This is a genomic window from Stenotrophomonas mori (genome assembly GCF_023556335.1).
In the GTDB taxonomy this organism is placed as follows: Bacteria; Pseudomonadota; Gammaproteobacteria; order Xanthomonadales; family Xanthomonadaceae; genus Stenotrophomonas; species Stenotrophomonas mori.
In genome coordinates, this window is the sequence record NZ_JAIKTS010000001.1 from 164,602 (window position 1) to 189,727 (window position 25,126).

24 protein-coding genes and 1 pseudogene are annotated in these 25,126 nt (G+C 68.5%); 17 read left to right on the plus strand and 8 right to left on the minus strand.

Features of this window, described 5'->3' with window-relative positions; all coding sequences use genetic code 11:
* Positions 1-114: 114 nt before the first annotated feature.
* The gene (gene pilB, locus K5L01_RS00740) at positions 115-1,842 is read left to right on the plus strand and encodes a type IV-A pilus assembly ATPase PilB (protein ID WP_250061029.1); all 1,728 of its coding nucleotides are present in this window, start codon (positions 115-117) and stop codon (positions 1,840-1,842) included.
* 39 nt (positions 1,843-1,881) lie between these two features.
* On the opposite strand, the gene K5L01_RS00745 is transcribed toward pilB, so the two are convergent.
* Complete coding sequence (locus K5L01_RS00745) at positions 1,882-2,673, minus strand: cytochrome C assembly family protein (protein WP_250061031.1); 792 nt, start codon at positions 2,671-2,673, stop codon at positions 1,882-1,884.
* Positions 2,674-2,792: 119 nt separating this feature from the next.
* Here K5L01_RS00745 and ffh point away from each other — a divergent pair, with 119 nt between their 5' ends.
* From ffh to rplS, 7 genes are all read left to right on the plus strand, one after another.
* Complete coding sequence (gene ffh / locus K5L01_RS00750; RefSeq protein ID WP_250061033.1) at positions 2,793-4,172, plus strand: signal recognition particle protein; 1,380 nt, start codon at positions 2,793-2,795, stop codon at positions 4,170-4,172.
* 219 nt (positions 4,173-4,391) lie between these two features.
* Positions 4,392-5,465, plus strand: a complete 1,074-nt coding sequence (locus tag K5L01_RS00755) for an NAD(P)H-dependent flavin oxidoreductase (protein ID WP_250061035.1) — start codon at positions 4,392-4,394, stop codon at positions 5,463-5,465.
* Complete coding sequence (locus K5L01_RS00760) at positions 5,462-6,256, plus strand: aminotransferase class IV family protein (RefSeq protein ID WP_250061037.1); 795 nt, start codon at positions 5,462-5,464, stop codon at positions 6,254-6,256. The genes K5L01_RS00755 and K5L01_RS00760 overlap by 4 nt, the downstream gene beginning before the upstream one ends.
* 95 nt (positions 6,257-6,351) lie before the next feature.
* Positions 6,352-6,612 carry a 30S ribosomal protein S16 gene (gene rpsP / locus K5L01_RS00765; RefSeq protein WP_250061039.1) on the plus strand — a complete coding sequence of 87 codons (261 nt, stop codon included), beginning with the start codon at positions 6,352-6,354 and terminating at the stop codon, positions 6,610-6,612.
* Between the two features lie 36 nt (positions 6,613-6,648).
* Positions 6,649-7,164 (plus strand): ribosome maturation factor RimM, encoded by a 516-nt coding sequence (gene rimM, locus K5L01_RS00770; RefSeq protein ID WP_250061041.1) that lies wholly within the window; start codon positions 6,649-6,651, stop codon positions 7,162-7,164.
* Positions 7,165-7,169: 5 nt separating this feature from the next.
* Positions 7,170-7,949 carry a tRNA (guanosine(37)-N1)-methyltransferase TrmD gene (gene trmD, locus K5L01_RS00775; protein WP_250061043.1) on the plus strand — a complete coding sequence of 260 codons (780 nt, stop codon included), beginning with the start codon at positions 7,170-7,172 and terminating at the stop codon, positions 7,947-7,949.
* 137 nt (positions 7,950-8,086) lie between these two features.
* The gene (gene rplS, locus K5L01_RS00780) at positions 8,087-8,494 is read left to right on the plus strand and encodes a 50S ribosomal protein L19 (protein WP_250061046.1); all 408 of its coding nucleotides are present in this window, start codon (positions 8,087-8,089) and stop codon (positions 8,492-8,494) included.
* A gap of 281 nt (positions 8,495-8,775) precedes the next feature.
* Here rplS and K5L01_RS00785 read toward each other — a convergent pair whose 3' ends face one another.
* Entirely contained in the window at positions 8,776-10,254 is a 1,479-nt protein-coding gene (locus K5L01_RS00785; protein ID WP_250061048.1) for an MATE family efflux transporter, read from the minus strand.
* Between the two features lie 353 nt (positions 10,255-10,607).
* Between K5L01_RS00785 and K5L01_RS00790 the strand changes: the two genes are divergently transcribed.
* Together K5L01_RS00790 and K5L01_RS00795 are read left to right on the plus strand one after the other, a co-directional pair.
* Complete coding sequence (locus tag K5L01_RS00790) at positions 10,608-10,868, plus strand: hypothetical protein (protein ID WP_250061050.1); 261 nt, start codon at positions 10,608-10,610, stop codon at positions 10,866-10,868.
* Positions 10,861-11,268 (plus strand): RNA-binding S4 domain-containing protein, encoded by a 408-nt coding sequence (locus K5L01_RS00795; RefSeq protein ID WP_250061053.1) that lies wholly within the window; start codon positions 10,861-10,863, stop codon positions 11,266-11,268. The genes K5L01_RS00790 and K5L01_RS00795 overlap by 8 nt, the downstream gene beginning before the upstream one ends.
* 776 nt (positions 11,269-12,044) lie before the next feature.
* On the opposite strand, the gene K5L01_RS00800 is transcribed toward K5L01_RS00795, so the two are convergent.
* Together K5L01_RS00800 and K5L01_RS00805 are read right to left on the minus strand one after the other, a co-directional pair.
* Positions 12,045-12,650 (minus strand): DUF937 domain-containing protein, encoded by a 606-nt coding sequence (locus tag K5L01_RS00800; protein ID WP_250063390.1) that lies wholly within the window; start codon positions 12,648-12,650, stop codon positions 12,045-12,047.
* Between the two features lie 165 nt (positions 12,651-12,815).
* Positions 12,816-14,459: a catalase gene (locus K5L01_RS00805; RefSeq protein WP_425603804.1), complete on the minus strand. Its 1,644-nt coding sequence runs from the start codon at positions 14,457-14,459 to the stop codon at positions 12,816-12,818.
* 307 nt (positions 14,460-14,766) lie between these two features.
* On the opposite strand from K5L01_RS00805, the gene K5L01_RS00810 reads away from it, so the two are divergent.
* Positions 14,767-15,459, plus strand: a complete 693-nt coding sequence (locus tag K5L01_RS00810; RefSeq protein WP_250061055.1) for a helix-turn-helix transcriptional regulator — start codon at positions 14,767-14,769, stop codon at positions 15,457-15,459.
* A gap of 66 nt (positions 15,460-15,525) precedes the next feature.
* Positions 15,526-16,080 (plus strand): annotated as a pseudogene (locus K5L01_RS00815) (glutathione S-transferase family protein); the annotation flags it as partial.
* Between the two features lie 832 nt (positions 16,081-16,912).
* Here K5L01_RS00815 and mutS read toward each other — a convergent pair.
* The gene (gene mutS / locus K5L01_RS00820) at positions 16,913-19,468 is read right to left on the minus strand and encodes a DNA mismatch repair protein MutS (RefSeq protein WP_250061057.1); all 2,556 of its coding nucleotides are present in this window, start codon (positions 19,466-19,468) and stop codon (positions 16,913-16,915) included.
* A 217-nt stretch (positions 19,469-19,685) separates the two neighbouring features.
* Between mutS and K5L01_RS00825 the strand changes: the two genes are divergently transcribed.
* From K5L01_RS00825 to K5L01_RS00845, 5 genes are all read left to right on the plus strand, one after another.
* Entirely contained in the window at positions 19,686-21,578 is a 1,893-nt protein-coding gene (locus K5L01_RS00825; protein WP_250061059.1) for an integrase family protein, read from the plus strand.
* Complete coding sequence (locus K5L01_RS00830; RefSeq protein ID WP_250061061.1) at positions 21,508-22,005, plus strand: hypothetical protein; 498 nt, start codon at positions 21,508-21,510, stop codon at positions 22,003-22,005. Before K5L01_RS00825 ends, K5L01_RS00830 begins: the two co-directional genes overlap by 71 nt.
* Positions 22,002-22,331, plus strand: coding sequence for a helix-turn-helix domain-containing protein (locus tag K5L01_RS00835; protein ID WP_250061062.1), 330 nt, complete (start codon positions 22,002-22,004; stop codon positions 22,329-22,331). The genes K5L01_RS00830 and K5L01_RS00835 overlap by 4 nt, the downstream gene beginning before the upstream one ends.
* A gap of 139 nt (positions 22,332-22,470) precedes the next feature.
* The gene (locus tag K5L01_RS00840; protein WP_250061063.1) at positions 22,471-23,358 is read left to right on the plus strand and encodes a hypothetical protein; all 888 of its coding nucleotides are present in this window, start codon (positions 22,471-22,473) and stop codon (positions 23,356-23,358) included.
* Positions 23,342-23,761 (plus strand): hypothetical protein, encoded by a 420-nt coding sequence (locus K5L01_RS00845; protein ID WP_250061064.1) that lies wholly within the window; start codon positions 23,342-23,344, stop codon positions 23,759-23,761. Before K5L01_RS00840 ends, K5L01_RS00845 begins: the two co-directional genes overlap by 17 nt.
* Before the next feature lie 271 nt (positions 23,762-24,032).
* On the opposite strand, the gene K5L01_RS00850 is transcribed toward K5L01_RS00845, so the two are convergent.
* Genes K5L01_RS00850 through K5L01_RS00860 form a run of 3 tightly spaced genes read right to left on the minus strand, consistent with a single transcriptional unit; the run spans position 24,033 to position 24,948 of the window.
* Positions 24,033-24,173 (minus strand): hypothetical protein, encoded by a 141-nt coding sequence (locus K5L01_RS00850; RefSeq protein ID WP_250061065.1) that lies wholly within the window; start codon positions 24,171-24,173, stop codon positions 24,033-24,035.
* Positions 24,173-24,469, minus strand: a complete 297-nt coding sequence (locus K5L01_RS00855; protein ID WP_250061066.1) for a hypothetical protein — start codon at positions 24,467-24,469, stop codon at positions 24,173-24,175. Before K5L01_RS00855 ends, K5L01_RS00850 begins: the two co-directional genes overlap by 1 nt.
* Positions 24,466-24,948: a hypothetical protein gene (locus K5L01_RS00860; RefSeq protein ID WP_250061067.1), complete on the minus strand. Its 483-nt coding sequence runs from the start codon at positions 24,946-24,948 to the stop codon at positions 24,466-24,468. The genes K5L01_RS00855 and K5L01_RS00860 overlap by 4 nt, the downstream gene beginning before the upstream one ends.
* Positions 24,949-25,126: the final 178 nt, after the last annotated feature.

Consider the following 25,126-nt stretch of genomic DNA (forward strand, 5'->3'; position numbering starts at 1 on the left):
GGCGGTGGCGGAAAGGGGGCGGCAGGGGCCCCCGGCCCGCGCCGGCCGGCGGTTCCCCGCGCTCCGGCGCTTGCCTTTACAATCGCCGCACTGCGGTCCGCGTCGGGGAACTCCATGAACCTAGCTGTCACTGCCAACCTGGTGGGCATCACCGGCATTGCCCGTCGTCTGGTGCAGGACGGGGCGCTGGACGAGGCGGCCGCGCGCAACGCGATGGCGCAGGCGACCGCGGCACGGGTGCCCGTGGCGCAGTGGCTCGCCGAGAAGAAGGCGGTGAGCGCGGCGCAGCTGGCGGCGGCCAACGCGGTCGAGTTCGGCATGCCCTTGATGGACGTGTCGGTATTCGACCCGAACCAGAATGCGATGAAACTGGTCAGCGAGGAGCTGCTGCGTAAGCATGCGGTGCTGCCGCTGTTCCGGCGCGGCAGCAAGCTGTTCGTGGGCACCAGCAACCCGACCCAGTCGCTGGACGAGATCAAGTTCCACACCAACCTGGTGGTCGAGCCGATCCTGGTCGACGAGGACCAGGTGCGGCGCACGCTCGAGCTGTGGCTGGCCAGCAACGATTCGTTCGGCGACTCGCTGGCCGGCGACGACGACATGGGCGACCTCGATGTCGCCGGTGGCGATGAGGACATGGGCGGCGCCGGCGACGCCGGCGTGGACGCCAAGGGCGACGACACCCCGGTGGTGAAGTTCGTCAACAAGGTGCTGGTCGACGCGATCCGCAAGGGGGCATCGGACATCCACTTCGAGCCCTATGAGGAGGACTACCGGGTCCGGTTGCGCGTGGACGGCCTGCTCAAGACCGTGGCCAAGGCGCCGGTCAAGCTGCGCGAGCGCATCGCCGCGCGCCTGAAGGTGATGTCGCAGCTGGACATCGCCGAGAAGCGGGTGCCGCAGGACGGCCGCATCAAGCTCAACCTGTCCAAGACCAAGCAGGTCGACTTCCGCGTCAGCACCCTGCCGACGCTGTTCGGCGAGAAGATCGTGCTGCGCATCCTCGACGGCAGCGCGGCCAAGCTGGGTATCGACAAGCTCGGCTACGAGCCCGAGCAGCAGCGGCTGTTCCTGGAAGCCATCCACAAGCCCTATGGCATGGTGCTGGTCACCGGCCCGACCGGTTCGGGCAAGACGGTGTCGCTGTACACCGCGCTGGGCATCCTCAACGACGAGACCCGCAACATCTCCACCGCCGAGGATCCGGTGGAAATCCGCCTGCCGGGCGTGAACCAGGTGCAGCAGAACAACAAGCGCGGCATGACCTTCGCCGCGGCGCTGCGCTCGTTCCTGCGTCAGGATCCGGACGTGATCATGGTCGGCGAAATCCGTGACCTCGAGACCGCCGAGATCGCCATCAAGGCGGCCCAGACCGGCCACATGGTGCTGTCCACGCTGCATACCAACGATGCGCCGCAGACCATCGCGCGATTGATGAACATGGGCATCGCGCCCTACAACATCACCTCCTCGGTCACCCTGGTGATCGCCCAGCGCCTGGCGCGGCGGTTGTGCTCGAACTGCAAGAAGCCGATCACGCTGCCGGAGAACGCGCTGTTGACCGAGGGCTACACCGCGGCCCAGATCGAGGCGGGCATCGAGCTGTACGAGCCGGTCGGTTGCGACGAGTGCACCGAGGGCTACAAGGGCCGTACCGGCATCTACCAGGTCATGCCGATGACCGACGAGATCGCCACCATCGTGCTGCAGGGCGGTAACGCGCTGGACATCGCCGAGGCCGCGCAGAAGGTCGGGGTCAACGACCTGCGCCAGTCGGCGCTGTTGAAGGCGGCGCAGGGCATCACCAGCCTGACCGAGATCAACCGCGTCACCAAGGACTGAGGGCACCGGGCCGGCGCCGGGAACAGGGTGCGGGGCCGCTCAGCCGTGACCCAGCACCAGCTCGATCACGAACTGGCTGCCGAAGAACGCCAGCAGCAGCAGGGCCATCGCGGTCAGGGTCCAGTGCACTGCTTTGCCGCCCCGCCAGCCATAGCGGCGGCGGCCGATCAGCAGGATGCCGAACACCACCCATGACAGCACGCTGAGCACGGTCTTGTGCACCAGCTTCTGCGCCAGCAGGTCGTCGACGAACAGGACGCCGGTGACCAGGGTCAGGGTCAGCAGGCTGAAACCGGTGCCGATGGTGCGGAACAGCAGCGATTCCAGGTCGGCCAGCGGGGGCAGCGCACGCAGCCAGGGGCGGAAATCGCGCCGGCGCAGGGCGCGCTCCTGCAGCCACAGCATGATCGCCAGCAGCGCCGCGATGCTCAGCGTGGCGTAGGCCAACAGCGCCAGCCAGGCGTGGCTGGCCAGCTGCCAGCCCAGCGGCCTGCTGGGCTCGTGGCCATAGCCGTGGTAGGCCAGCAGCAGCGCGGCGGCCATCGGGAACACCAGCACGCCCAGCGCCGCCATGCGTCCGCGGGCGCCGACGATCGCGGTGAGCACGGCCATGCCCAGTCCCACCAGGGACAGGGCGGCGAAGAAGTGCATGTCCGGCCCGCCACCCATGCGCAGCGCCACCGTCAGGTGGTAGCCGGCGTGCAGCAGGCCGGCGGCGGCGGCCGGCCACAGCCAGGCGCGGGACGGCGCGGGACGTTCGGCCGCCAGCCCCTGGACGAGCAGGCCCGTGGACAGCAGGTAGAGCACGGCGGCAATGAGAACGATTGTCATCGCCACAGTTTCGCATACGTGCCGGTCGCTGGCGATGCACGGACGGGCGGGGCGGCGTGTGCCGCCGCCGGCCGCTATAATTTCGGCCTCTTCGCCCTTATTCCTGCAGGTCCCACCGCATGTTCGAGTCCCTGACCCAGCGCCTTTCCGGCACCATCGAGCGCCTGCGTGGCCGTGGCCGCCTGACCGAGGAGAACATCCGCGAGGCAACCCGCGAGGTGCGCATCGCGCTGCTGGAGGCCGACGTCGCGCTGCCGGTGGTGCAGGCGCTGATCGAGAAGATCAAGGTGCGCGCGGTCGGCCAGGAGGTACTCAAGTCGCTGACCCCGGGCCAGGCGCTGATCAAGGTAGTGCGCGACGAGCTGACCGCGGTGATGGGTTCGCAGGCCAGCGACCTCAACCTGAACGTGCCGGCGCCGGCGGTCATCCTGATGGCCGGCCTGCAGGGCGCCGGCAAGACCACCACGGTCGGCAAGCTGGCCAAGCACCTGAAGGAAAAGCGCAAGAAGAAGGTGATGGTGGTCTCGGCCGACGTCTACCGTCCGGCGGCGATCGAACAGCTGAAGACCCTGGCCGAGCAGGTCGGGGTGCTGTTCTTCCCGTCGGCGGCGGAGCAGAAGCCGGTGGACATCGTCCGTGCGGCCATCGACGATGCGCGCCGGTCGTTCGTCGACGTGCTGCTGGTCGATACCGCCGGCCGGCTGGCCATCGACGAGGCGATGATGGCCGAGATCCAGGCCCTGCACGCGGCGGTCAACCCGGCCGAGACCCTGTTCGTGGTCGACTCGATGACCGGCCAGGACGCGGCCAACACCGCCAAGGCCTTCGGCGAGGCGCTGCCGCTGACCGGCGTGGTGCTGACCAAGACCGACGGCGACGCCCGCGGCGGTGCCGCGCTGAGCGTGCGCTACATCACCGGCAAGCCGATCAAGTTCACCGGTACCGGCGAGAAGGTCGACGGCCTGGACGTGTTCCACCCCGAGCGCGTGGCCAGTCGCATCCTGGACATGGGCGACGTGCTGTCGCTGGTCGAGCAGGTCGAGCAGCAGGTCGACAAGGACAAGGCGCAGAAGCTGGCCGAGAAGGTCGCCAAGGGCAAGAAGTTCGACCTCAACGACATGCGCGACCAGCTCGAGCAGATGCAGAACATGGGCGGCATCGGCGGGCTGATGGACAAGCTGCCGGGCCTGGGGCAGATCCCCGAGCACCTCAAGCAGCAGGTGCAGCAGAACAAGGAGGTGCCGCGGATGATCGCCATCATCAACTCCATGACCAAGAAGGAGCGCCGCAATCCGGGCCTGCTCAACGGCTCGCGCCGAGCCCGCATCGCCCGCGGCTCCGGCACCCAGCCGGCCGACGTCAACAAGCTGATGAAGCAGTACATGCAGATGGAAAAGATGATGGGCAAGCTGTCCGGCGGCGGCATGAAGGGCATGATGCGCAACATGAAGGGCATGCTCGGCGCCATGGGCGGCCGCGGCGGGCTGCCGTTCCGCTGAGCGGCAACGCGTCCCGCCACCGTGGTGCAGGCCTTGGTGGCCGGCGGCCGGCGCGCGGCATGCCACGCGGGAGCGGCCGGAGGGGCCGCATCCGGCGATGGATTTCACCGCCGATGACGCCCAGTATGGCGTTCTGGCTTCCTCCTGGAGATGCTGGCGCCCCGGCACCCGCAGACACGGCCTGGCCGTGGCAGGGTACCGGTGGCGGCCATCGCTGACATGCATACTTCCACCGTTTCCACCCGGACCGCGTCGTTCTGCGAGCGCTTCGGCGTCGCGCTGCCGATCCTGCTGGCACCGATGGCCGGCGCCTGCCCAGTGGCGCTGTCGGCGGCGCTGGCGAACGCCGGCAGCATGGGCGCGATGGGCGCGGTGCTGTCCTCTCCGGAGCAGATCGGGCAGTGGATGGCGGATTTCCGGGCGCGCTCGCAGGGCCCGGCGCAGGTCAACCTGTGGGTACCGGATCCGTCGCCTGTCCGCGACCACGAGGCCGAAGCGGCCACCCGTGCCTTCCTCGGCAACTGGGGCCCGCCGGTGGCGGTGGCCGCCGGCGATGCCGCGCCGGCCGGTTTCCAGGAGCAGTTCGAGGCGCTGCTACGCGCCCGCCCGGCGGTGGCCTCGACCATCATGGGGGTGTTCTCCGGTCCGCAGGTGCAGCGCCTGCGTGAGGCCGGCATCGCCTGGTTCGCCTGCGCCACCACCCTGGACGAAGCGCTGCAGGCGCAGGCGGCCGGTGCCGATGCGGTGGTCGCGCAGGGCATGGAGGCCGGCGGCCACCGTGGCGCGTTCGACGCCGCGCGTGCCGAGGCGCAGATGAACGGGCTGTTCGCCCTGCTGCCGCGGTTCGCCGACCGGCTGACGATCCCGGTGATCGCGGCCGGCGGCATCGGCGATGGCCGCGGCGTGGCCGCGGCGCTGGTCCTGGGGGCCAGCGCGGTGCAGGTCGGCACCGCCTGGCTGGCCGCCGACGAATCCACGGTTCCCGACAGCTGGAAGCGGGCGCTGGCGACCGCCGAGCCGGAGCACGCCCGGCCGACCCGCGCCTTCAGCGGCCGCCTCGGGCGTGCCATCGAAACCGCCTATGTGCGCGCCGCGGCCGCCCCCGGTGCGCCGCCACCGCAACCGTACCCGGTGCAGCGCGGGCTCACCGCGGGCATGCGCCGCCAGGCCCAGGCCGAGGACCGGCTGGAGGCGATGCAGGCGTGGGCCGGGCAGTCGGCCTGGATGGCCCGCCGCGGGCCGGTGGCGGACAGCCTGCAGGCGATGTGGCGGCAGGCGCAGGCGCTGCTGTGAGCCGGCTGTTCTGCAATGGCGCTCCGGCCGATGCCGCCGTGCTGGGAGCGGCGCTGGTCAACTACGGTCATTTCACGTCGCTGCAGGTGCGCGGCGGCTGTGCGCAGGGGTGGGCGCTGCATCTGGAGCGCCTGCAGCAGGGCACGCGCGCGCTGTTCGACGCGGTGCTGGACGAGGCGCAACTACTGGGCTGGCTGCGGCAGGCGCTGGAGTGCTGCGGCGTGCAGGATGCGTCGGTACGTATCACGGTGTTCTCGCGCGCGTTCGATTTCCGCCAGCCGCTGCGGCCGGTGCCGGTGGACGTGCTGGTCGGCATCGGCGCGCCGGCGGGCGTGTCCGCCGAGGCGCGGGCGGTCCTGCCGGTGGACTACCAGCGGGCGCAGCCGGAGCTCAAGCATGTCGGCACCTTCCCGCTGTTCCAGCAACGGCGCCTGGCCATGCGCGCGGGCTTCGACGACGTCCTGTTCATCGACGCGGGCGGGCGGGTCAGTGAGGGCAGCACCTGGAACGTCGCCTTCCTCGATGGCGACACGGTGGTGTGGCCGCAGGCGTCCGCATTGCGCGGCACCGCCCAGCAGCTGCTGGTGGCGGGGCTGGAACGCCTGGGGCGGGCGCCGTCGTGGCGGGAGGTGCGGCTGGCGGCGCTGGCGGACTTCTCCGGTGCGGTGGCCTGCAACGCCACCGGGCTGTGGCCGCTGGCACGGATCGGCGACCAGGGGTTCACGCGCTCGGAGGCGCTCCTGGAGTGCTTGCGGCAGGCGCTGGCGCAGACCCCCTGGCAGCCGCTGTGAAGGCGGCGGGGGCGGGCTTGGAATGGGCCGGGGGCGCCGCTATAATCGCCGGCTTACCTCGCCATCCTGGCGACTGGGCTATACAGGAAACCACCATGGTCAAGATCCGACTGACCCGCGGCGGCGCCAAGAAGCGTCCGTTCTACCACATCATCGTCACCGACGTGCGCAGCGCCCGCGACGGCCGCAACATCGAGCGCGTTGGCTACTACAACCCGGTCGCCCAGGGCGCCGAGAAGCGCGTGGTGCTGGACGTCGCCGCGGTCGACAAGTGGGTCGCCAACGGCGCCCAGCTGACCGACAAGGTTCGCAACCTGTACAAGGAAGCGACCAAGGCCCAGGCCGCCACGGCCTGATCCTGACGGGCCGCGCGCAAGCGCGGCCCGGCCGTCATGAAGAAGGATTCCGAGCGCCGTATCCTGCTGGGCAGGGTGTCCGGCGCCTTTGGTGTGCGTGGCGAGCTCAAGCTCGAGTCCTGGACCGAGCCGCGGCTGGCGATCTTCAACTACCAGCCGTGGATCCTGCGCAGCCCCTCGGGGCAGGAGTCGGAGATCAGCGGGGTGCGCGGGCGTGAAGCCGGCAAGACCCTGGTGGCGACCTTCCCCGGCGTGGACGACCGCAACGTGGTCGAGTCCATGCGCGGGACCGAGATCCATGTCGCGCGCAGCGCCCTGCCGCCGCCGAAGTCGGACGAATACTACTGGGTCGATCTGGAAGGCCTGGACGTGCGGACCGTGGACGGGGGGGCGCTGGGGCGGGTCTCGCACCTGTTCAGCACCGGCGCCAACGATGTGCTGGTGGTGCGCGGCGACCGCGAGCGGATGGTGCCGTTCGTGATGGACGAGTTCATCAGGTCGGTCGATTTCGAGGCCAACCTGGTCGTGGTCGACTGGGACCCGGAGTTCTGACCCCGGTGCGCATCGACGTCATCACCCTGTTCCCCGAATTCATCGCCCAGTCGGCCGCGCTGGGCGTGGTCGGCCGTGCCCACGAGCGCGGCCTGGTCGACCTGCATGGCTGGAATCCGCGGGACTATGCCGAGGGCAACTACCGCCGGGTGGACGACCGTCCGTTCGGTGGCGGCCCGGGCATGGTGATGCTGATCGAGCCGCTGCGGGCCGCGCTGGCGGCCGTGCGCGGGGCCGATCCGGCTCCGGCCCCGCTGATCTACCTCAGCCCGCAGGGCAGGCCGCTGACCCAGGCCCGGGTGCGCGAACTGGCTGCGCTGCCGAGGATGATCCTGCTGTGCGGCCGCTACGAGGGCGTGGACGAGCGCTTCCTTGCCGCCGAGGTGGATGAGGAGATTTCCCTCGGCGACTACGTGCTGTCCGGCGGCGAACTGGGGGCGGCGGTGATCGTCGATGCCGTCACCCGGCTCCAGGAGGGCGCGCTGAACACCGCCGAATCGGCGCTGCAGGACAGCTTCGAGGGCGACGGCCTGCTGGATTGTCCCCATTACAGCCAGCCGGCCAGCCACGCGCTGGGCGAGGTGCCCGCGGTGCTGCGCTCGGGCAACCATGCCGCGATCGCCGACTGGCGGCGGCGGCAGTCGCTGCTGCGCACCGCGCTGCGCCGGCCCGACCTGCTGGATGAGGCGGCCCTGGACAAGGCCGATCGCCGGCGGCTGGCGGAGGCGCGGCAGGCGCTGGCCGCTGCCGGGACGCCGGGTACTGGCGCCTCCGGAAAATCCTAGGCTACAATAGCGAGTTCCCATGGCCACGGCGTGGCGTGGGTTGCTGGACAGAACAACAATCGTGCAGCGCAATCCGGTGACTGCATAAGCCCACGCTGTCGAATCGACACGACCACCCCGAATCCATCGGTGCAATCATGAGCAAGCTGAACAAATCCATCGTCGCGGAGTTCGAATCCGCCCAGGCCACCCGCGAGCTGCCGAAGTTCGGGCAGGGCGACACCATCATCGTCAACGTGAAGGTCAAGGAAGGCAACCGCGAGCGTGTGCAGGCCTACGAAGGCGTGGTGCTGGGCACCAAGAACGCCGGCCTGAACTCGTCGTTCACCGTGCGCAAGATCTCGCATGGCTACGGCGTGGAGCGCGTGTTCCAGAGCCACAGCCCGCTGATCGATTCGGTGGTGGTCAAGCGCCGCGGCAAGGTGCGCGCCGGCAAGCTGTACTACCTGCGTGGCCTGGAAGGCAAGGCTGCCCGCATCAAGGAAGACCTGGCCGCCGCTGCGCAGGCCAAGGCCGCGCGCCAGGCTGCCAAGGCCGCCGAGTAATACCGCCGCGGGCCCGGTCGGGCCCTGCTGCCGCAACGGCCGCCTCCGGGCGGCCGTTCGTGTTTCCGGAGCCGTCCCGTCGGCACAGGCAAGGACGCTCGCGCACGCCGCGAAGCAGCTTGCTGCCTCGCGGGGTCGGGCGCACCGTCGCCGGCGCCGTGGGTGCACGGCCATCGTCCGACAGGGCTTTCCCGGGGTGTGCCGTAGGCGTGGCGCCCGGCGTTGCCGCTTCCGTCCAGCCGTTCCCCAGCAGTGCGGGTGGGAAGGCCGGTGCGTGGAGGTCAACGGGCACTGTCGGCGGCGGGCAGCTCGGCGTCGGTATCGGCAACCGGCGAGGGCGGGCAGGCCGGCACCTCCGAGGGCGTCGCCAGGCCGGCCGCCTGCGGTGCGGCGGTCATCCGCGCGTTGCGCCAGCCGCCCCAGCGGTAATAGGCCAGCGACAGCAGCATCGACACCAGCGAACTGATCGGGAAACTCCACCAGATCGCATCGGCCCCCCAGTACGGTTGCAGCAGGTCGGCGAACGGCACCCGTACCCCCCACAGCGAGGCGGCCAGGATCAGCAGCGGGGGAACCACCGCGCCGGTGGAGCGCACCACGCCGGAGATCACGAAGCTGACGCCGAAGAACAGGAACGAGCCGATCACGATGTGGTTGAGGTGGCGCGCCATTTCCAGCGACGCGCTGCCCTGCGGCAGGAACAGCGCCAGCGAATACCGGTCCAGCAGCACCAGGGGCAGGATCAACGCACCGGTCAGCACGAAGTTGAACAGCACGCCCTTGCGCGCGGTGCCGCGCACGCGGTCCCAGCGCTGCGCTCCGACGTTCTGTGCGGCCATCGACGAGCAGGCCGCGCCGATCGCCATCGCCGGCATCTGCACGTAGTTCCACAGCTGCAGCGAGGCCCCATAGGCGGCCGCGGTGTCGGTGCCGTACTGGTTGACCATGGTCATCAGCAGGATGACCGACAGCGAGATCAGCACCATCTGCAGGCCCATGGGGATGCCCTTGACCAGCAGGGCGCGGAGGATGGCCGGATCGAGGCGGAACAGGCCCAGGTCGGCACGTCCGAGCCACAGCACGTGGCGCTTGTGGCGCATGTACAGCAGCAGGGCGGCCAGCGACAGCGCCTGCGACACCAGCGTGGCCCAGGCCGAACCGGCAATGCCGAGTGCCGGGAACGGCCCCAGGCCGAAGATCAGCACCGGGTTGAATGCGATGTCCAGCGCCACCGCCAACAGCAGGAACCGGAACGGCGTGCGCGAATCGCCCGCGCCGCGCAGGGCCGCGCTGAGGAAGGCGAAGGCATACAGCGCCGGCACGGCCAGGAAGATGATGCGCAGGTAGGCGGCGGCCAGCGGCAGCGAGGCCGCGGGGGTGTCCATCGCCGCCAGCAGCCACTCGGTGGCGAACCACCCGGCCACGGCGATGATCGCCGACAGGCCGATGAAGAAGCTGGCGCTGGTGCCGACCACGCGCCGGGCCTGGGCGAGGTCGCGGGCGCCGACGGCCTGGCCGACCAGGATGGTCGAGGCCATGCCGAAGCCGAACACCGAGCCGATCAGGAAGAACAGGATGTTGTTGGCGTTCGCGGTGGCGGTCAGCGCGGCCTCGCCAAGGAACCGCCCCACCCAGACCGCGTTCACCGAGCCGTTCAGCGACTGCGCTATGTTGCCGGCAAGAATGGGCAGCGAGAACAGCAGCAGGCTGCGTCCGATCGGGCCTTCGGTCAGCGAGCGGGTAGGAGCGGCAGGCGTCATGGGCATCGGTCGTCGGATGAACGCGGACACTAGCATTGCCGGTGTGACGGCGGTCGTGGCCGACGCTAGGATGCGGGGGCGGTGAGATGCCGCGGTGGACACTGGGGCGCTCGATGGAGCCCCGACGGGCGCCCTCCGGTCGCCCCCCGTGTGGTCGCTGCTGGCGGCGGAAAGGGCCTGTGTGCCGCTTCGGACGCGTCCCCGGCGGGCAGCGGCGCCGGCCGTTCCGCAGGGTACAGGTTCGACGGCGGAAGGCCTTCCGGTGTACCGGCCAGGTGCGCGCCGCGTTCCAGGGGCGCCTGTTCCACGCGATGGTTTCAACCGGGCGACAGGCCCTTGGCAAGGAGAGAACGATGCTGAAAGCGATGAGTGGTGCCTTGGTGGTGCTGGGGCTGACGGCCTGCGCCAGCTCCGAGCGGCTCATGGATGCGGGCGTGCGTCCGGCCGAGCGCCCGGATTGCCTGGTGGGCGGCGAATCGTCCGCGGCCGAGCGCGCGGGCGGCGTGCGTTCGCTGCGGGACCGGCGCTGCCACCCGGACGGCGAACTGAACTGGACGGTGGGGCCTTCGAAAAAGGCCGCGATGGACGTGGATTTCAAGAAGAAGAATGACTGACGGACTTTCCCCGGCGGCCACCCTGCGGCTGGATGTGTGGCTGTGGGCCGCGCGCTTCTTCAAGACCCGCAGCCTGGCCAAGCACGCGGTGGCGACCGGCAAGGTCGAGATCGGCGGACAGCGGCCCAAGTCCTCGCGTGGCGTGCGCCTCGGCGATGTGCTGCGCATACAGCGGGGCGAGGAAACGTTCGAGGTCAGCGTGCGTGGTCTCAGCGACCTGCGTGGACCGGCACCGGTGGCGCAGGCGCTCTACCTGGAAAGCGAGGCCTCGCGCCAGGCGCGCGAGGCGCAGCGGCTGTTGCGCGCGGCCGCCCGGGATGGCTATCTTCCGCCCGGGCAGCGGCCCGACAAGCGTGCGCGCCGCCTGATCCGCGCCCTGGGCGACATCGACGCCGGCTGAGCCGCGACAGGGCGCCGCCGGGGATGCCGGGGGGGTCGACGCGGTCGGGCAGCATGTCCGACGGGACCGGCCTTCTTGCGGTGGCATGCCCGGCTGGTGCGGCCGCGCCCGCAGATCGGCTGGCTGAGGCCGTCCAGCGCGGTGGGTGCCGCCAGGGGGCCGACAGCGTCCGCCGCGGCCCTGCCGGCGGCCACCGGCACCCAGCCGGGTGTTTTCGAGACGGTCACGTCCGGCCTCGCGCTTCTGGCACCGGCACTGTTCCAGGACCATGCGCCTGGCGTTGGTGCGCAACGGTGCCGACTTCGCCGGGGTCGGGCGCACCCGCGACCCGGTCGCCACCACGGCCGGCACCGGCAGCACCGGCGCGCCGGCCGGGCATCGGTAGACGCCGCCATTGCCGGACGCATCGCCGCGCATTTCGATGCGCTGTCGGGCGTGGCTCCGCGGCGCGCTGATCGGGGAAGGCCCTTTCCTCCGCGCCGCCGCCAACGGACGCCCGCTCCCCGCATTCGACCGCACCGGTGGGCTGCCGCTCGGCGGCGGCGCCGTCGCCGGTCCCCGCCCGCTCGACGCCCTTGGGCCTGCGCGGCCCGCTGGCACGGGGCGGTGCCGCGTCGACGCGGGCCACCCTGCTGCTGCCCTGCAGGGGGCGGATTGCCGCGGACGCCTCCGGACACGGCGTCCGGGCGCGCTTCAATGCGGATTCCTGACACCAGCCAGCACGGAAAACGCCCCCGCATGGGGGCGTTCCGGGAACTGCCGCAGCGGAGGGTGGCTCAGCGCTTGGCGCCGCCCAGCAGGCCGCTGCCCAGCTTGATCAGGTCCGACACGCCGACCTGGCCATCGCCGTCCTGGTCCAGCAGGCTGCCGAGCAGGCCGCCGCCGAGGCCGCCCTGCTGCACGGCGCGCTGCTTCTCCTGCCCGAGCATCTGCCCCAGTCCGCCGGCATCGGCCTGGCCGCCGCTGGCCATGCGCTGCGCCAGGAAGGCCATCACGATCGGCGCGAGGATCTTCAGCAATTGGCCGGCGCGCTCGCCGCTCAGTCCGGTGGCCTGCGCCAGGCCGGCCTCGGCGCGGCCCTGGTTGCCACCGAAGATGTGGCCGAGGATGCCGGCGCCGTCAGCGGATGGCGCGCCACCGCCGCCCAGCACGGTGCCGAGCACGCTGCCGATATCCAGCCCGCTGTGGTTGTTCTGCAGGGCGCCCAGCAGTGCCTGGGCCCCCTGCGGCTTGGCGGCATTGTTGCCCAGTGCGCCCATCAGCAGCGGCAGCGCGGCGCCGATGGCGCCCGAGGCCTGCTGGCTGTCGATGCCCAGCTGCCGGGATACCTGTTGCAGCGGCGCACCCTGCAGTTGCGAAAGAAGGTCGTCGGTGAGGCTCATCGCGTGGTCCTTGCGGTAGGTGAACCCGGGCATGGTAGCGCCGCGGGGTCGGGGAAGGGGCGGGCCGGATGCCGTGGTACCGGCAACGGCGGGGCGGGCCGTGCATGCCGCGGCCCCCGTCGGCTGGGGACCGCGGCGGGGCATGCTGCCCCCGCCGTACCGGCGTCAGAGCGCGATGTCCTCCGCGCCCGGCGTGGCCCGGGGGAACTCGGCTTCCGGCCGGGCCGGCTTGAACGGGTCGGCCGGCGGCATCTCCGCGAGCGCCTTCAACGCCGCCGCCACGCCGGCGCCATAGGCCGGGTCTGCCTTGCTGCAGTTGTCCACGTGGCGCTGTTTGATGAAGTCCGGTGCATCGCCCAGCGCCCGCGCGGTGTTGTCGAACAGGCGCTGCTTCTGCGCGGCGTCGTAGCTGCGGAACAGCGCGCCGGGCTGGCTGAAGTAGTCGGCGTCGTCCTCGCGGAAATTCCAGAAGTCGGCATCGCCGCGGATGCGCAGCGGCGGCTCGCGGTATTCCGGCTGTTCCTGCCATTGCCCGTAGCTGTTCGGCTCGTAGTGCGGCAGGCCGCCGTAGTTGCCGTCCGTGCGCAGGGCGCCGTCGCGGTGGTTGCTGCGCACCGGGCAGCGCGCGGCATTGACGGGAATCTGGTGGTGGTTGACGCCCAGCCGGTAGCGCTGGGCATCGGAGTAGGCGAACAACCGCGCCTGCAGCATCTTGTCCGGCGATACACCGATGCCCGGCACCAGGTTGCTCGGTGCGAACGCCGACTGCTCCACGTCCTGGTACCAGTTCTCCGGGTTGCGGTTGAGCTCGAACTGCCCGACCTCGATCAGCGGATAGTCGCTCTTCGGCCACACCTTGGTCAGGTCGAACGGATGGATGCGGTAGGTTTCCGCCTCCTGTTCCGGCATGACCTGCACGAACAGCGTCCACTTCGGGAAGTCGCCGCGCTCGATCGCCTGGAACAGGTCGCGGCCATGGCTCTCGCGGTCCTTGCCGGCCAGCACCTCGGCCTGCGCGTCGGTCAACGCCTCGATGCCCTGCTGGCTGTGGAAGTGGAACTTCACCCAGAAGCGCTCGCCGTCGTCGTTGGTGAAGCTGTAGGTGTGCGAGCCGAAGCCGTGCATGTGGCGGAAGCTGCGGGGGATGCCGCGGTCGCTCATCACCACCGTGACCTGCATCAGCGCTTCCGGCAGCAGGGTCCAGAAATCCCAGTTGTTGCGCGGGCTGCGCAGGTTGGTGTGCGGGTCGCGCTTGACCGCCTTGTTGAGGTCGCCGAACTTGCGCGGGTCGCGCAGGAAGAACACCGGCGTGTTGTTGCCGACCAGGTCCCAGTTGCCTTCCTCGGTGTAGAACTTCAGCGCGAAACCGCGGATGTCGCGCTCGGCGTCGGCCGCGCCGCGCTCGCCGGCCACGGTGGTGAAGCGGGCGAACATCTCGGTCTGCTTGCCCACTGCCGAGAAGATCTTGGCGCGGGTGTAGCGGGTGATGTCGTGGGTGACGGTGAAGGTGCCGAACGCGCCGGAGCCCTTGGCATGCATGCGGCGCTCGGGAATGACCTCGCGGTTGAGGTTGGCCAGCTTCTCCAGCAGCCACACGTCCTCCATCAGCAGCGGGCCACGCGGTCCGGCGGTCCTGCTGTTCTGGTTGTCCACCACCGGCGCGCCGAAAGCCGTGGTCATCGGCGTCACCGGCGCGTCGCCGTGCTTGTGCTCCGGCGTGGTGCGGGTGTCGCGCTGCGACTGCGCGGCCTGCGCCGGGGTGGGGGCGGTGTGGTACGGACAGGTGGGCTTGCCGTCGTTGCTGTTCATGGTCGCGGGCTCCTGGCTGGCGGGTGGATAGCGTGCAACGACGATAGCTACGGGGCGGTGAAATGGAAAATCGAATGATCCGCTCGCCGTCATAGTTTTTGTCTATGGCGATGCGTTTTGCTCGTCATCGATGCGGGGGCACCGGCGTCCAGCCGGCCGGCCGTGGGCGGCCATCCGTGCGGTGCGGCGAGCGGAGCGTTTCGGTCGGTGCCGCGTGCGGCCGGGGCTGACACGGTGGTTGCTTGCATGCGGCTGGTCATCTGCCAGACTCCGCGGTCCGTACCGATCCGCCGGGGAAGGAGACCGCATGAGCGGACGCGCCACTCGCCTGCTGCACCTGCTGGACGCGCTGCAGCGGCGGCGCCTGCCGGTGCGCGGCGCGCAGCTGGCCGAGGACCTGGGCGTGAGCCTGCGCACGCTGTACCGCGACATCGACGCACTGCGCAGCCAGGGCGCGGACATCGCCGGCGACCCGGGCATCGGCTACCAGCTGCGCGGCGGCTTCCTGCTGCCGCCGATGATGTTCTCGGCCGAGGAGCTGGAGGCCATCGTGCTCGGCGTGCGCTGGGTGGCCTCGCATGCCGATCCGGACCTGGCGCGGGCGGCCGGCGCCGCGCTGGACCGGGTGACCGGGGTGCTGCCCGGGCAGTTGCGCCTGCAGGTGGAGACCAGCGGTCTGTACGCGCCGCAATGGTCCCCCACGGCGCCGGAGCCATGGCTGCCGGCATTGCGCCGTGCGATCCGCGCCGGCAACGCGGTGCGGATCGATTACCGGGATGCCGAGGGTCGTGCCAGCGAACGGGTGATCTGGCCGTTCGCGATGGCCTTCCTGGCCGAGGTCCGGCTGCTGGCGGCCTGGTGCGAGATGCGCGGCGATTTCCGCCACTTCCGTGCCGACCGGGTGGTCGGACTGCACGACACCGGCCGGCGCTATCCGGACCAGCGCCACCGCCTGCTCAAGCGCTGGCACGCGCAGCGCGGCTACCGCCAGGACGGTTGAATACTGACAGCGGCTGTCAGCAGCGCCCGCGCAGACTGGGGCGTCTTCCAAACCAGGTGCCTGCCGATGACGGCGATGCTGACGTTCTATACCCATCCCTTCTCGCGCGGGCGTGTCGCCCGCTGGATGCTGGAGGAGACCGGGCTGGCCTACGAGGAGGTGCTGCTGGACTACGGCACCCCCATGAAGTCGCCCGACTATCTGGCGATCAACCCGATGGGCAAGGTGCCGGCGTTGCGGCATGGCGACACGGTGGTGACCGAGAACGCGGCCATCTGCCTGCATCTGGCGGAGCAGGTGCCGGAGCGCGGCCTGCTGCCGCCGTCCGGTGCGTTGGAGCGGGGCGCCTGCTACCGCTGGGTGCTGTTTGCCGCCGGTCCGCTGGAGGCCTTCCTCAGCGCCCGCCGCCACGGTGCGCTGGCGCCTCCGATGGAAGCCGGTTACGGCAGCGAGGCCGACCTGATGCGCACGCTGGAGGGCGCGGTGGCGGGCCGGAAACATCTGGTCGGTGACCGGTTCACCGTCGCGGACCTGTATCTGGCGGCGCTGCTTGGCTACTACATGCGCGTCGGTGAGCTGGCGCCGACACCGGCGTTCGAGGCGTATGCGGCGGCGCATCTGTAGCGTCCGGCGGCGCTGCGGGCCAATGCGCGGGATGATGCGCTGGTGGAGGAACGGGCGGAGGGTGCCTGAGCGCAACACGCTATTGGCCGTTGCCGTTGCCGTTGCCGTTGCCCGTGTTTGTGCTTTTGCAGTTGCTTCTGCTTTGGACTTCCAGGTCCCCCTTCCGCAGCGACGGAGTCGGTGGGAAAAACCCGAAGGGCGGAGTGCAGGGATGCACGCCGTTTTTCTACGGGACATGGATGTCTCGTAGAAAAATCCCGCCGGCGGAGTGGACCCGAGGCACGTAGTGCCGTGGGCGCGGAGGCAGGGGCGTGCTTTCTCTTGGTTACTTCTCTTTGCACGAGCAAAGAGAAGTAACTCGCTCCTGCGAAGCAGGAGTGAAAGCCTTGCTTTCAAGCTCCTGCTTTCACGATTCACGCTTTGGCCTCTGTCTTGGAGTCCTGCGCCTCGGCTCTCGTTTTTCCTGTTGGTTTCCTGCAGGAGCTAGTTCAAACGCAGGAGCAGAGTCAAAGGCTTTCGCCCCCCTTCGGGACGCGAGTTACTTCTCTTTGCTCGTGCAAAGAGAAGTAACCAAGAGAAACACGGGCCGGGCCACGATCCGTCGGGCTACGCCCGCCGGTCCCCTCTGCTCCTCGCGTGCCGAGGGGACGGCGCACAACTCGCTTCGCTCAGACACGTGCGCCTCTTCGCCCCTCGGCCCGCTGCGGTGCTCGGCTCGCTCTACGGCCGGGAGAGGTCAAAAGCTGGAAACAACAACAGAAACAGCAGTAGCAACAGCAACAGCAACAGTCGGTTGGGCGCAGAGCGCGTTGTCAGTGGGCGCCCGCGCTCACAGCAATGACTTCATCCGGTACAGCGCTTCCAACGCCTGCTTCGGCGTCAGCTCATCCGGATCGATTGCCTGTAGGGCTTCCAGTGCCGCCGGGGAGGCCGCCGTGAACAGCCCGAACTGCTGCGGCGCGTCCAGCGACTGCGGTGCCATCTGCGCGGCGTGGCTTTCGCCGCCGCGCTGCTCCAGCTCGGCCAGCCGCCGCCGCGCCTGCGCCACGGTGCTGCGCGGCAGGCCGGCCAGCGCCGCCACCTGCAGGCCGAAACTGCGGTTGGCCGGGCCATCCTTGACCGCGTGCATGAAAACCAGCGCCTCGCCATGCTCGACCGCGTCCAGGTGCACGTTGGCGATGCCGCTGGGGCCGCCTTCGTGGGTCTCGTCGGCCAGTGCGGTGAGCTCGAAATAATGGGTGGCGAACAGGGTGTAGCAGTGGTTGACGTGCGCCAGGTGGCGGGCGACCGCATCGGCCAGCGCCAGGCCGTCGTAGGTCGAGGTGCCGCGGCCGATCTCGTCCATCAGCACCAGCGAATGCGCGGTGGCGTGGTGCAGGATGTAGCTGGTCTCGGCCATCTCGACCATGAAGGTGGACTGGCCCTTGGCCAGGTCGTCGCCGGCGCCGATGCGGGTGAGGATGCGGTCGATGGGGCCGATCACCGCGCGGCTGGCCGGCACGAAGCTGCCGATGTGGGCCAGCAGTACGATCAGCGCGTTCTGCCGCATGTAGGTCGACTTGCCGCCCATGTTCGGGCCGGTGATGACCAGCATGCGGCGCTGCGGGTGCAGGTCCAGGTCGTTGGGTTCGAACGGCTGCTCGCGCACCGCCTCGACCACCGGATGGCGGCCGCGCTCGACCCTCAGGCAGGGTGCGTCCTGCAGCTCCGGCCGCGACCAGTCCAGCGCCTGCGCGCGCTCGCCGAAGCAGGCCAGCACGTCCAGCTCGCTCAGCGCGGCGGCGCAGCGCTTGAGCGGCTCCAGGCGCTGGCCGACAGTGTCGAGCAGCTCCTCGTACAGCAGCTTCTCGCGCGACAGCGCGCGCTCGCGCGCGGACAGCACCTTGTCCTCGAAACTCTTGAGCTCCTCGGTGATGTAGCGCTCGGCGTTGGTCAGGGTCTGGCGCCGGGTGTAGTGCACCGGGGCCTTGCCGGCCTGGCCCTTGCTGATCTCGATGTAGTAGCCGTGCACGCGGTTGTAGCCGACCTTCAGGGTCGGGATGCCGCTGGCCTCGCGTTCGCGCGCCTCCAGGTCGATCAGGAACTGGTCGGCGTGGGTGGACAGGCGCCGCAGCTCGTCCAGTTCGGCATCGAAGCCCTCGGCGATCACCCCGCCGTCGGACAGCTTGAGCGGCGGTTGCTCGGCGATGGCGCCGGCCAGCAGGCGTGCGCTGTCCTCGTGCGAGCCCAGTTCGGCGCGCAGCTGCTGCAGGCGCGGCGAATCCAGCGGGTCCAGCTGCGCGGCGACGGCCGGCAGCAGGCCCAGGCCATCGCGCAGGGTGGAGAAGTCGCGCGGCCGCGCCGAGCGCAGCGCCATGCGGGTGAGGATGCGTTCGAGGTCGCCGAGCGCGCGGAAGGCGTCGCGCAGGTCGGCATCGACACCGCGGTCGATCAGCGTCGCCACCGCGTGGTGGCGCTGCTGCAGCACGTCGCGCAGCCGCAGCGGGCGGTGCAGCCAGCGCCGCAGCAGACGCCCGCCCATCGGCGTGACGGTGCTGTCGAGTACGCCCAGCAGGGTGTTGCGGGTGTCGCCGTCCACCCGTGTGTCCAGCTCCAGGTGGCGGCGGGTGGCCGCGTTCATCGCGATCGCCTCGCCGGCGGTCTCCATGGCGATGGCGGTCAGGTGCGGCAGGCGCTGCTTCTGGGTTTCCTCGACATAGCCGAGCAGGGCGCCGGCGGCGGCGGTGGCGCGCGGGCGGTCGTCGATGCCGAAGCCGGACAGATCATGCAGCTTGAAGAACGCCAGCAGCTGGCGGCGGCCGCTGTCGGCGTCGAACAGCCACGGCGCGCGCCGGCGCACGCCGCTGCGTTGGTGCAGGAAGTCCGGCCAGTCCTCTTCGTCGGGCAGCAGCAGCTCGGCCGGCTCCAGGCGCGCCAGCTCGGCCTCCAGGGCATCGTCGGTCTCGACCTCGTTGACCAGGAAGCGGCCCCCGGCCAGGTCGGCCCAGGCCAGGCCATAGCCCTGCCGGCTGCGCGACAGCGCCATCAGCAGGGTGTCGCGGCGCTCGTCCAGCAGGGCTTCGTCGGTGACCGTGCCGGGGGTCACCACGCGCACCACCTTGCGTTCGACCAGGCCCTTGGACTGCGCCGGATCGCCGATCTGCTCGCAGATAGCCACCGATTCGCCCAGCGCCACCAGCCGTGCCAGGTAGCCCTCGTAGGCATGCACCGGCACCCCGGCCATGGGGATCGGCGCGCCGCCGGAACTGCCGCGCTGGGTCAGGGTGATGTCCAGCAGGCGCGCGGCCTTGCGCGCGTCGTCGTAGAACAGCTCGTAGAAATCGCCCATGCGGAAGAACAGCAGCAGGTCCGGATAATCGGTCTTGGCGGCGAAGAACTGCTTCATTAGGGGGGTATGTTCTTGCGTGCCTGTCAGTTTCGCCCTAACTGCTTTGTTATCAGTGGTTTGTGAGGTGTCTGGCACTTGCATTACGAGCTCAAAAGGGAGGTAGAATCGGTTTTGTGGCGACCTCGATGGCCCATACATGGACCACAATCGAAGGGCGAGGCGCCGGGCATGGTCATCATGGACCATTGTTTAGCCACGCGAAGAGACGCGGACCATGGCAAAAGTCGCCTTGAAGAAGTATCGCCTGACTCAGGCTCAACTGCGCTCCCTGACGATCGCAAAGTGGCCCGAGCTGGACCAGCAGGGGAACGTGGTGATCGTATCCAACCCTACGGGCAAGCCGTATCGGTTTGTCGACGGTACGCCCGGCGCGCCCGTAGGCTTTGGCTTTTATGTCGGTCCCATGGGGGCCTTCTATGAACTGCGTATCCAGCACAACGGCGTGCGCCGCCGGCTAGCTCTGGGGTCAGTCCAAGAGCTTACCTTGGCACGCGCTCATGAGCTGGCTGGGGCGCAACGTCACCATATCCGCCAGACGGGTGAGGATCCGCGGGAACGTGTACGAACCGAAGTTGCCCGGCAGAAGGCGCGTGGCAAGACAGTGGGCGAGGCCTTGGAGGACTACATCGCGCACTTGGAAGACCGGCTGGCACGTGGCCGGGCCAAGGCGGGGGGCGTGGAAGGCGTCAAGGACGCGCTGGCCCGGTTGCGGCGCCCGGAGGTCAATCTGGCCGACAGCCCCATCGCCACGCTGACCACCAAGGATCTTCTGGCGGCATGGAATGGGCTGCGACACACCTGCATGCTTCAATCCAATCGTCTGTCGCCCGAGACCAAAGCGTTCCTGACCAAGCAAGGAGCATGGTGGAACTTGAGGCTGGAAGACTTGGTGCGTTTGGGGCTGACGGGGAAGACGCTGGCCCGTGCCCACGCGGCTGGCCTGTCAGCAACGGAGCAGACCATGGGCAACGCGTCGCGTGCCGTGGCCCGGGCGATCAAGGCTGAACGTATCGCGGCTTCCAATACAGGCCGCCAGCAGGCCCTGGTCCACAACCCCTTTGAGGCACTGGCTGACGACGAGCGCTACCGTTCCTCAAGGGAGCTGGCCAAACACTACGCGGACTCCAAGGTGCGAAACCCTTTGGGCACGGACGATAGCGCCACGGGTAGTCAGACGTTGCCGACGGTCTTGAAGGCGTTGGTGGGCAGACGGGACATGCAAAACGGCCACAACGCCGTGGGTGTCGATTATGTGCTGCTAACCCTGCTGTGGGGCACCCGCCGGAGCGAAGCCGCCAAGCTGCGGCGCTATGAAAGCTGTTCGCCCGATGAGTTGGACCTGCGACTTGCGTCGTGGGCGTGGCTGGCGCCCAAGCCTAACGCCAAGAACCCGACGACCGGCCTGCGGGGCTCGCAGGTGTTCCTCCACGACACCAAGAACGGCCAGTTCCAGTTGCTTCCGGTGGCCTACTTCGCCGAGCGCATTCTGCGGTGGCGGTTCGACGACAGCGTTATGAAGGAGCGCGCACTGACCAAGGCCTTGGCCCAGGCGCAGCGGGAGAAGGACGCCAAGAAGATCGCGCACATCCAATGGCAGCTTGCGAACCTGGCGCGCTGGGTGTTCCCGGCACGTAACCCCAAGTCCAAAGATGGCCACCACACCGACAGCAAGGCCATCCTCCACAACGTACGGCTGGATGCCGGACTGCTGGATCCGGAGCGTGGCATCGACATCGGGCTGACCCCTCACGACCTGCGCCGGACGCTCGGGCGGTTCGCCGGCAAGCTGCTTCCTGGTCATGTGGTAAGCCAACTGCTCAACCACCACACCGATCGGGACGAGAGGGGAAGGATGGCCAAGGTCACCGAGCGGTACAGCGAGCAGGAGTGGCCGGCCCTCCAGGAAGCCATGGCCAAGGTAGAGGAGGCGATCATTTCCACCAGTCCCCGTGTCTGGAATATCCTCAAGGGCCCGGACAAGCAGATGCTCGACGAGCACCGCGATCCTCCATTGAAGTTGCCCTCCAGGCGAGCCCTTGGCCATCGAAGCAAAGCGCACACCGCAGGAAGCCAGAGCCGCGCTAGCCAAGCGCCGGGCGGCGGCTGACGCTCGCGCCAAGGCTGCCATTGAGGCCCTGCGCGCGGCGGGTGACCTGCGTCGGCACCAAGCAGCCGCCGACGCCTTGGAAGGGCTACTGACTCGGGCGACCGGTCTGCGCTTCGGAACGCTGGCCGACCTGCTCGCGCCGCAGCCCTGGGCGTTCGACGCGGACGGCGCAGTGCTGGGTCACCTGCTTACCGTGGATGAGGATGTGTTCCTGGCAGCGATTGCCGACGGTCGGCTGGACGGTCTCCCCTTAGGCGAGGCGTTCGGTTTGCCGTGGGCCAACCTGGAAGAGCGGGCGGCGTGGACGCGGGTGTATGCGGACGCCTTGCGCGCGCTGGCCGATGAGGCCGAGGGGCAGATGGAAGCACAAAACCGGAGGGCGTCACTCTTGCATATAGCGGGTCAACCGAAGGATGAGCCGACATGACCCGCACCACTGCAGACATCATTCGCGAGCTTTTTCCCGGTCGGGTCGTGCTGACGCCTGCCGAAGTGGCCGAAGTCATCGGCCAGCATGTGGATCATGTCCGCGACCGCCTGCTCCGTGGCACGCTCATTCCTGGTCTGCGCAAGGATGGGGGACGTTGGCGCGTGCCCGTGGCTGACCTTGCGGAGGCAATTGACGGACTGGCCCGGCCGAGCCCGCCGCCCGTCCTCACTCGGAGCCAGATGGCTTCAACAGCATCACCGACCCGCCGTAGGCGTCCGCTCGGGCCGCATTTTGCAGCTATACACGCCCGCACCCAACGCTAGACGCGTCGGGGGGAGACTCCGTAGTGGCAGGCCCAGCATTGGGGGAGCGACAGCTCGTTCAGGGCTGCTGCATAATCCCGGCTAGGGGGCGTCTCTTCTAGTGGGACTGATAGCCCTCAGTCTACGGGGGGAGCTAATCATGCCTGTCTATCGTTTCGACGCCTTCAAGCTCAATGTCACCGCATCCGGAGATATTGGCTCCGCTGCGGATGTCCTGCGGGAGCTCGCTGGGATGGAGGGTGGCGCTTCGGCGCAGCTGGGCGACTACACGCGCGACCTGTGGCGAGCACGCCAAGTCAGGCGACCAAATGCATGGTTTGGTCAGTTCCGTAAGTTTCGGCACGGTGACCTTCCCTTGGTGGGTGCGCCCGGCGAGGAAGGAGAAGAGCTTTTCATCGCCGAAGACCAGGGACTCATCGAGAAGAACTTCTTTCTGGTCGTCGCACCCCACGACGTCCTCCTGTGGGGTGTGAACGGGCACGCCAATACGCCTAGTCAGTTCACTCGGTTCCTGAGTGAACTCATTGGCACTCGCGTGGTAGCTGATCCCATCGTCCAACCCGACGCGATGCGTCGGCTCATGCGGGGCGGCGTGGAACTCAGGAAGGTGCACATGAGGGTTGCAAAACCTACCAACCCTGACATGTACCCCAATGATGACTTCAGCCGGCAGATCATTGACCTGCTCGCGCAAGGCGGTGGCGATAGCTTGACCCTTCAGGCAGGCGTTGACGGCCGCCTGTCACCATCTAACCAGACGGATTTGGCGGCTCGCTGGAAGCGAGCTATCCGTGAACTTGTGGGAGATGGCCTTGCTACGTCGGCCAGGGTCGAGGTGATCGAGGACGGCATCGAGCATCCCATCGACCTCATTGCCGATCGCTTGGCTTCACATATCAAGGTCGACCACGATGGTAGGTATGCCCCCACGGAGACCATGTTGGGTGCGCTCATGTCCGCTTGGGCGGATGTTGAACCAATGATCCGGGAAGCGTTCGGAGGCGATAGCGGTGCGCTTCGTCGCTGAAGCCATCTTTGCGCTAGCTTGCGGCTTGGCGTTCTTGCTGTGCGCCAACTACGATCCTGCTCGCCTTTACAGTCTGGCCAATACGCTGGCCACCGTCGCTGGTGTGCTGTTCGGCTTCTTGCTGACGGCAATCGCCATGATGGTGAGCCTACCGGAGCGGCGACTGGTCGCGAACATGCGTCTCACCGGACACTACGGCGTACTGATGAAGGGCACCCTGCGGGCGTGTGGCTTCCATTTCATGGCGCTTGCCATTGCGCTCTTCGCGATCTTTGCCGAGGGAAAGTTGCTTGCTTACGCCGTCGCTATTGCCTTGGCTGTTGAGGTCTTTGCCATGCTTAGGACATTCCAATCGGGACGACGCTTCTGGGTGGTCCTGGAGGCACTTGAGCGGAGTGATTAAGAGCTGGGCGGACAGGGGCGCAGTCGTTTTGAGTGCCGGGGCCAGGTTGTTCGGTTGCTTTCTTCGGACATCAATCACAACTCAGAAGGGGAATTTCGGTGGAGAGTGGCGACAAGCGCGATGGGCATAAGCCCTTGCCGTGGTGGAAGCGCTGGACGAGTCAGCGGATTAGCTGGTGGTTGAAGTTGATCTTCTGGTTGCTAGTCATCGGAGGCGTGATCTTCGTGCTGATCCCGGGTGTCACTGGTTTGATTAGCCAATTGTCGGGCGATCAATTGAAGCCGTAATGCAGTCGCAAGATCGCCGCCAGTAGTGCGCCGATCGTCCCGCCCAAGATAGCCGGCACCGCTGAATGGTGAGCCCATGGGATTGGGCGGAACAGATACTTGATCGTGGCGGTGAACATCTTCATCAGAACCCGATGTCCATGCCGCGGTTCCGCTTCCGGGCTTGCTCGATTGCCTCAGCTTCTGCGGCTAGCTCCGCCTCGTGCTCCAGTACGCGCGCAGCCGCCGGCACCCTGGCCATCCACTCAGGGCCAACGCGCTCGACGGCCTCGGCCATTGTGTAGTTCATCTTGGCCAGCCACTCAGGCTTGTTGAGCACCAGGGCGGCCGTCAACTTCTCGCCCGTGGACAGCACACCGAAGTGGCCGTCACGGGCGGCGCGTGACTTGTCCAAGATCTGGGCTAGGACGTGGTCGGTCATTGGCCCTTGCCCCCGTTCGGGAATTTGCGCTTGAGCGCTGCCCGGAAAATGTCGCGGGCCTCGGCGATGGTGATCCCGTACTCGTCTGCGATAGCCAAGAGCTGGTCGGCGAACTTACGGCGCCCGGCCTCGATCCGTTCGGCCAGCGCCTTCTTCTCCTGGCTGATCTTCCTCAGTGCTTCCTGGCGGTTGTACGCGTTCCACTCTTCCTGAAGCGCTTCGATCTCCGCGAGCGAGCGACCATCCTCGATGGCTTCTTCGACTGTGCGCCTTGGCTTGGTCAACTTGCGACGACCCTTGCTGGGTTCGTCGGGAGTGCCGGTCAGGCCGTCGATGCCTTCATCGGTTCCTGTCAGGTCGTCCCTCGATGAAGTGCCAAGCGCATTGACGGCCTTATGAGTCTCCGTGGCCTCAGTTGCTGTGGGCTTGGAAGCACCGAAGGCCTGTTGCTTGATCTGGGTTGTGTCGATGTCGGTCATGTGGCGTCACCTGTTGTCAAAGGGGATGCCAGCAGCATGTGAGAAAGCTGAAAACGCGCAAGACCAACGCCGACGGCGGCAGCCGAGGCGACAGAGTGCAGCCGCGGCAGCGGCCAGAACCAACCGGCCGCCGTCAGGCGGCCAAAGTCTTGGGGCGGCGACGCGACGGATGTCGCGG

Coding starts and splice junctions, on each gene's coding strand:
- pilB (WP_250061029.1), top strand. CDS start 115: ATGAACCTAGCTGTCACTGCCAACCTGGTGGGCATCACCGGCATTGCC.
- K5L01_RS00745 (WP_250061031.1), bottom strand. CDS start 2,673: ATGACAATCGTTCTCATTGCCGCCGTGCTCTACCTGCTGTCCACGGGC.
- ffh (WP_250061033.1), top strand. CDS start 2,793: ATGTTCGAGTCCCTGACCCAGCGCCTTTCCGGCACCATCGAGCGCCTG.
- K5L01_RS00755 (WP_250061035.1), top strand. CDS start 4,392: ATGCATACTTCCACCGTTTCCACCCGGACCGCGTCGTTCTGCGAGCGC.
- rpsP (WP_250061039.1), top strand. CDS start 6,352: ATGGTCAAGATCCGACTGACCCGCGGCGGCGCCAAGAAGCGTCCGTTC.
- rimM (WP_250061041.1), top strand. CDS start 6,649: ATGAAGAAGGATTCCGAGCGCCGTATCCTGCTGGGCAGGGTGTCCGGC.
- rplS (WP_250061046.1), top strand. CDS start 8,087: ATGAGCAAGCTGAACAAATCCATCGTCGCGGAGTTCGAATCCGCCCAG.
- K5L01_RS00785 (WP_250061048.1), bottom strand. CDS start 10,254: ATGACGCCTGCCGCTCCTACCCGCTCGCTGACCGAAGGCCCGATCGGA.
- K5L01_RS00790 (WP_250061050.1), top strand. CDS start 10,608: ATGCTGAAAGCGATGAGTGGTGCCTTGGTGGTGCTGGGGCTGACGGCC.
- K5L01_RS00795 (WP_250061053.1), top strand. CDS start 10,861: ATGACTGACGGACTTTCCCCGGCGGCCACCCTGCGGCTGGATGTGTGG.
- K5L01_RS00800 (WP_250063390.1), bottom strand. CDS start 12,650: ATGAGCCTCACCGACGACCTTCTTTCGCAACTGCAGGGTGCGCCGCTG.
- K5L01_RS00805 (WP_425603804.1), bottom strand. CDS start 14,459: ATGAACAGCAACGACGGCAAGCCCACCTGTCCGTACCACACCGCCCCC.
- K5L01_RS00810 (WP_250061055.1), top strand. CDS start 14,767: ATGAGCGGACGCGCCACTCGCCTGCTGCACCTGCTGGACGCGCTGCAG.
- mutS (WP_250061057.1), bottom strand. CDS start 19,468: ATGAAGCAGTTCTTCGCCGCCAAGACCGATTATCCGGACCTGCTGCTG.
- K5L01_RS00825 (WP_250061059.1), top strand. CDS start 19,686: ATGGCAAAAGTCGCCTTGAAGAAGTATCGCCTGACTCAGGCTCAACTG.
- K5L01_RS00835 (WP_250061062.1), top strand. CDS start 22,002: ATGACCCGCACCACTGCAGACATCATTCGCGAGCTTTTTCCCGGTCGG.
- K5L01_RS00840 (WP_250061063.1), top strand. CDS start 22,471: ATGCCTGTCTATCGTTTCGACGCCTTCAAGCTCAATGTCACCGCATCC.
- K5L01_RS00850 (WP_250061065.1), bottom strand. CDS start 24,173: ATGAAGATGTTCACCGCCACGATCAAGTATCTGTTCCGCCCAATCCCA.
- K5L01_RS00855 (WP_250061066.1), bottom strand. CDS start 24,469: ATGACCGACCACGTCCTAGCCCAGATCTTGGACAAGTCACGCGCCGCC.
- K5L01_RS00860 (WP_250061067.1), bottom strand. CDS start 24,948: ATGACCGACATCGACACAACCCAGATCAAGCAACAGGCCTTCGGTGCT.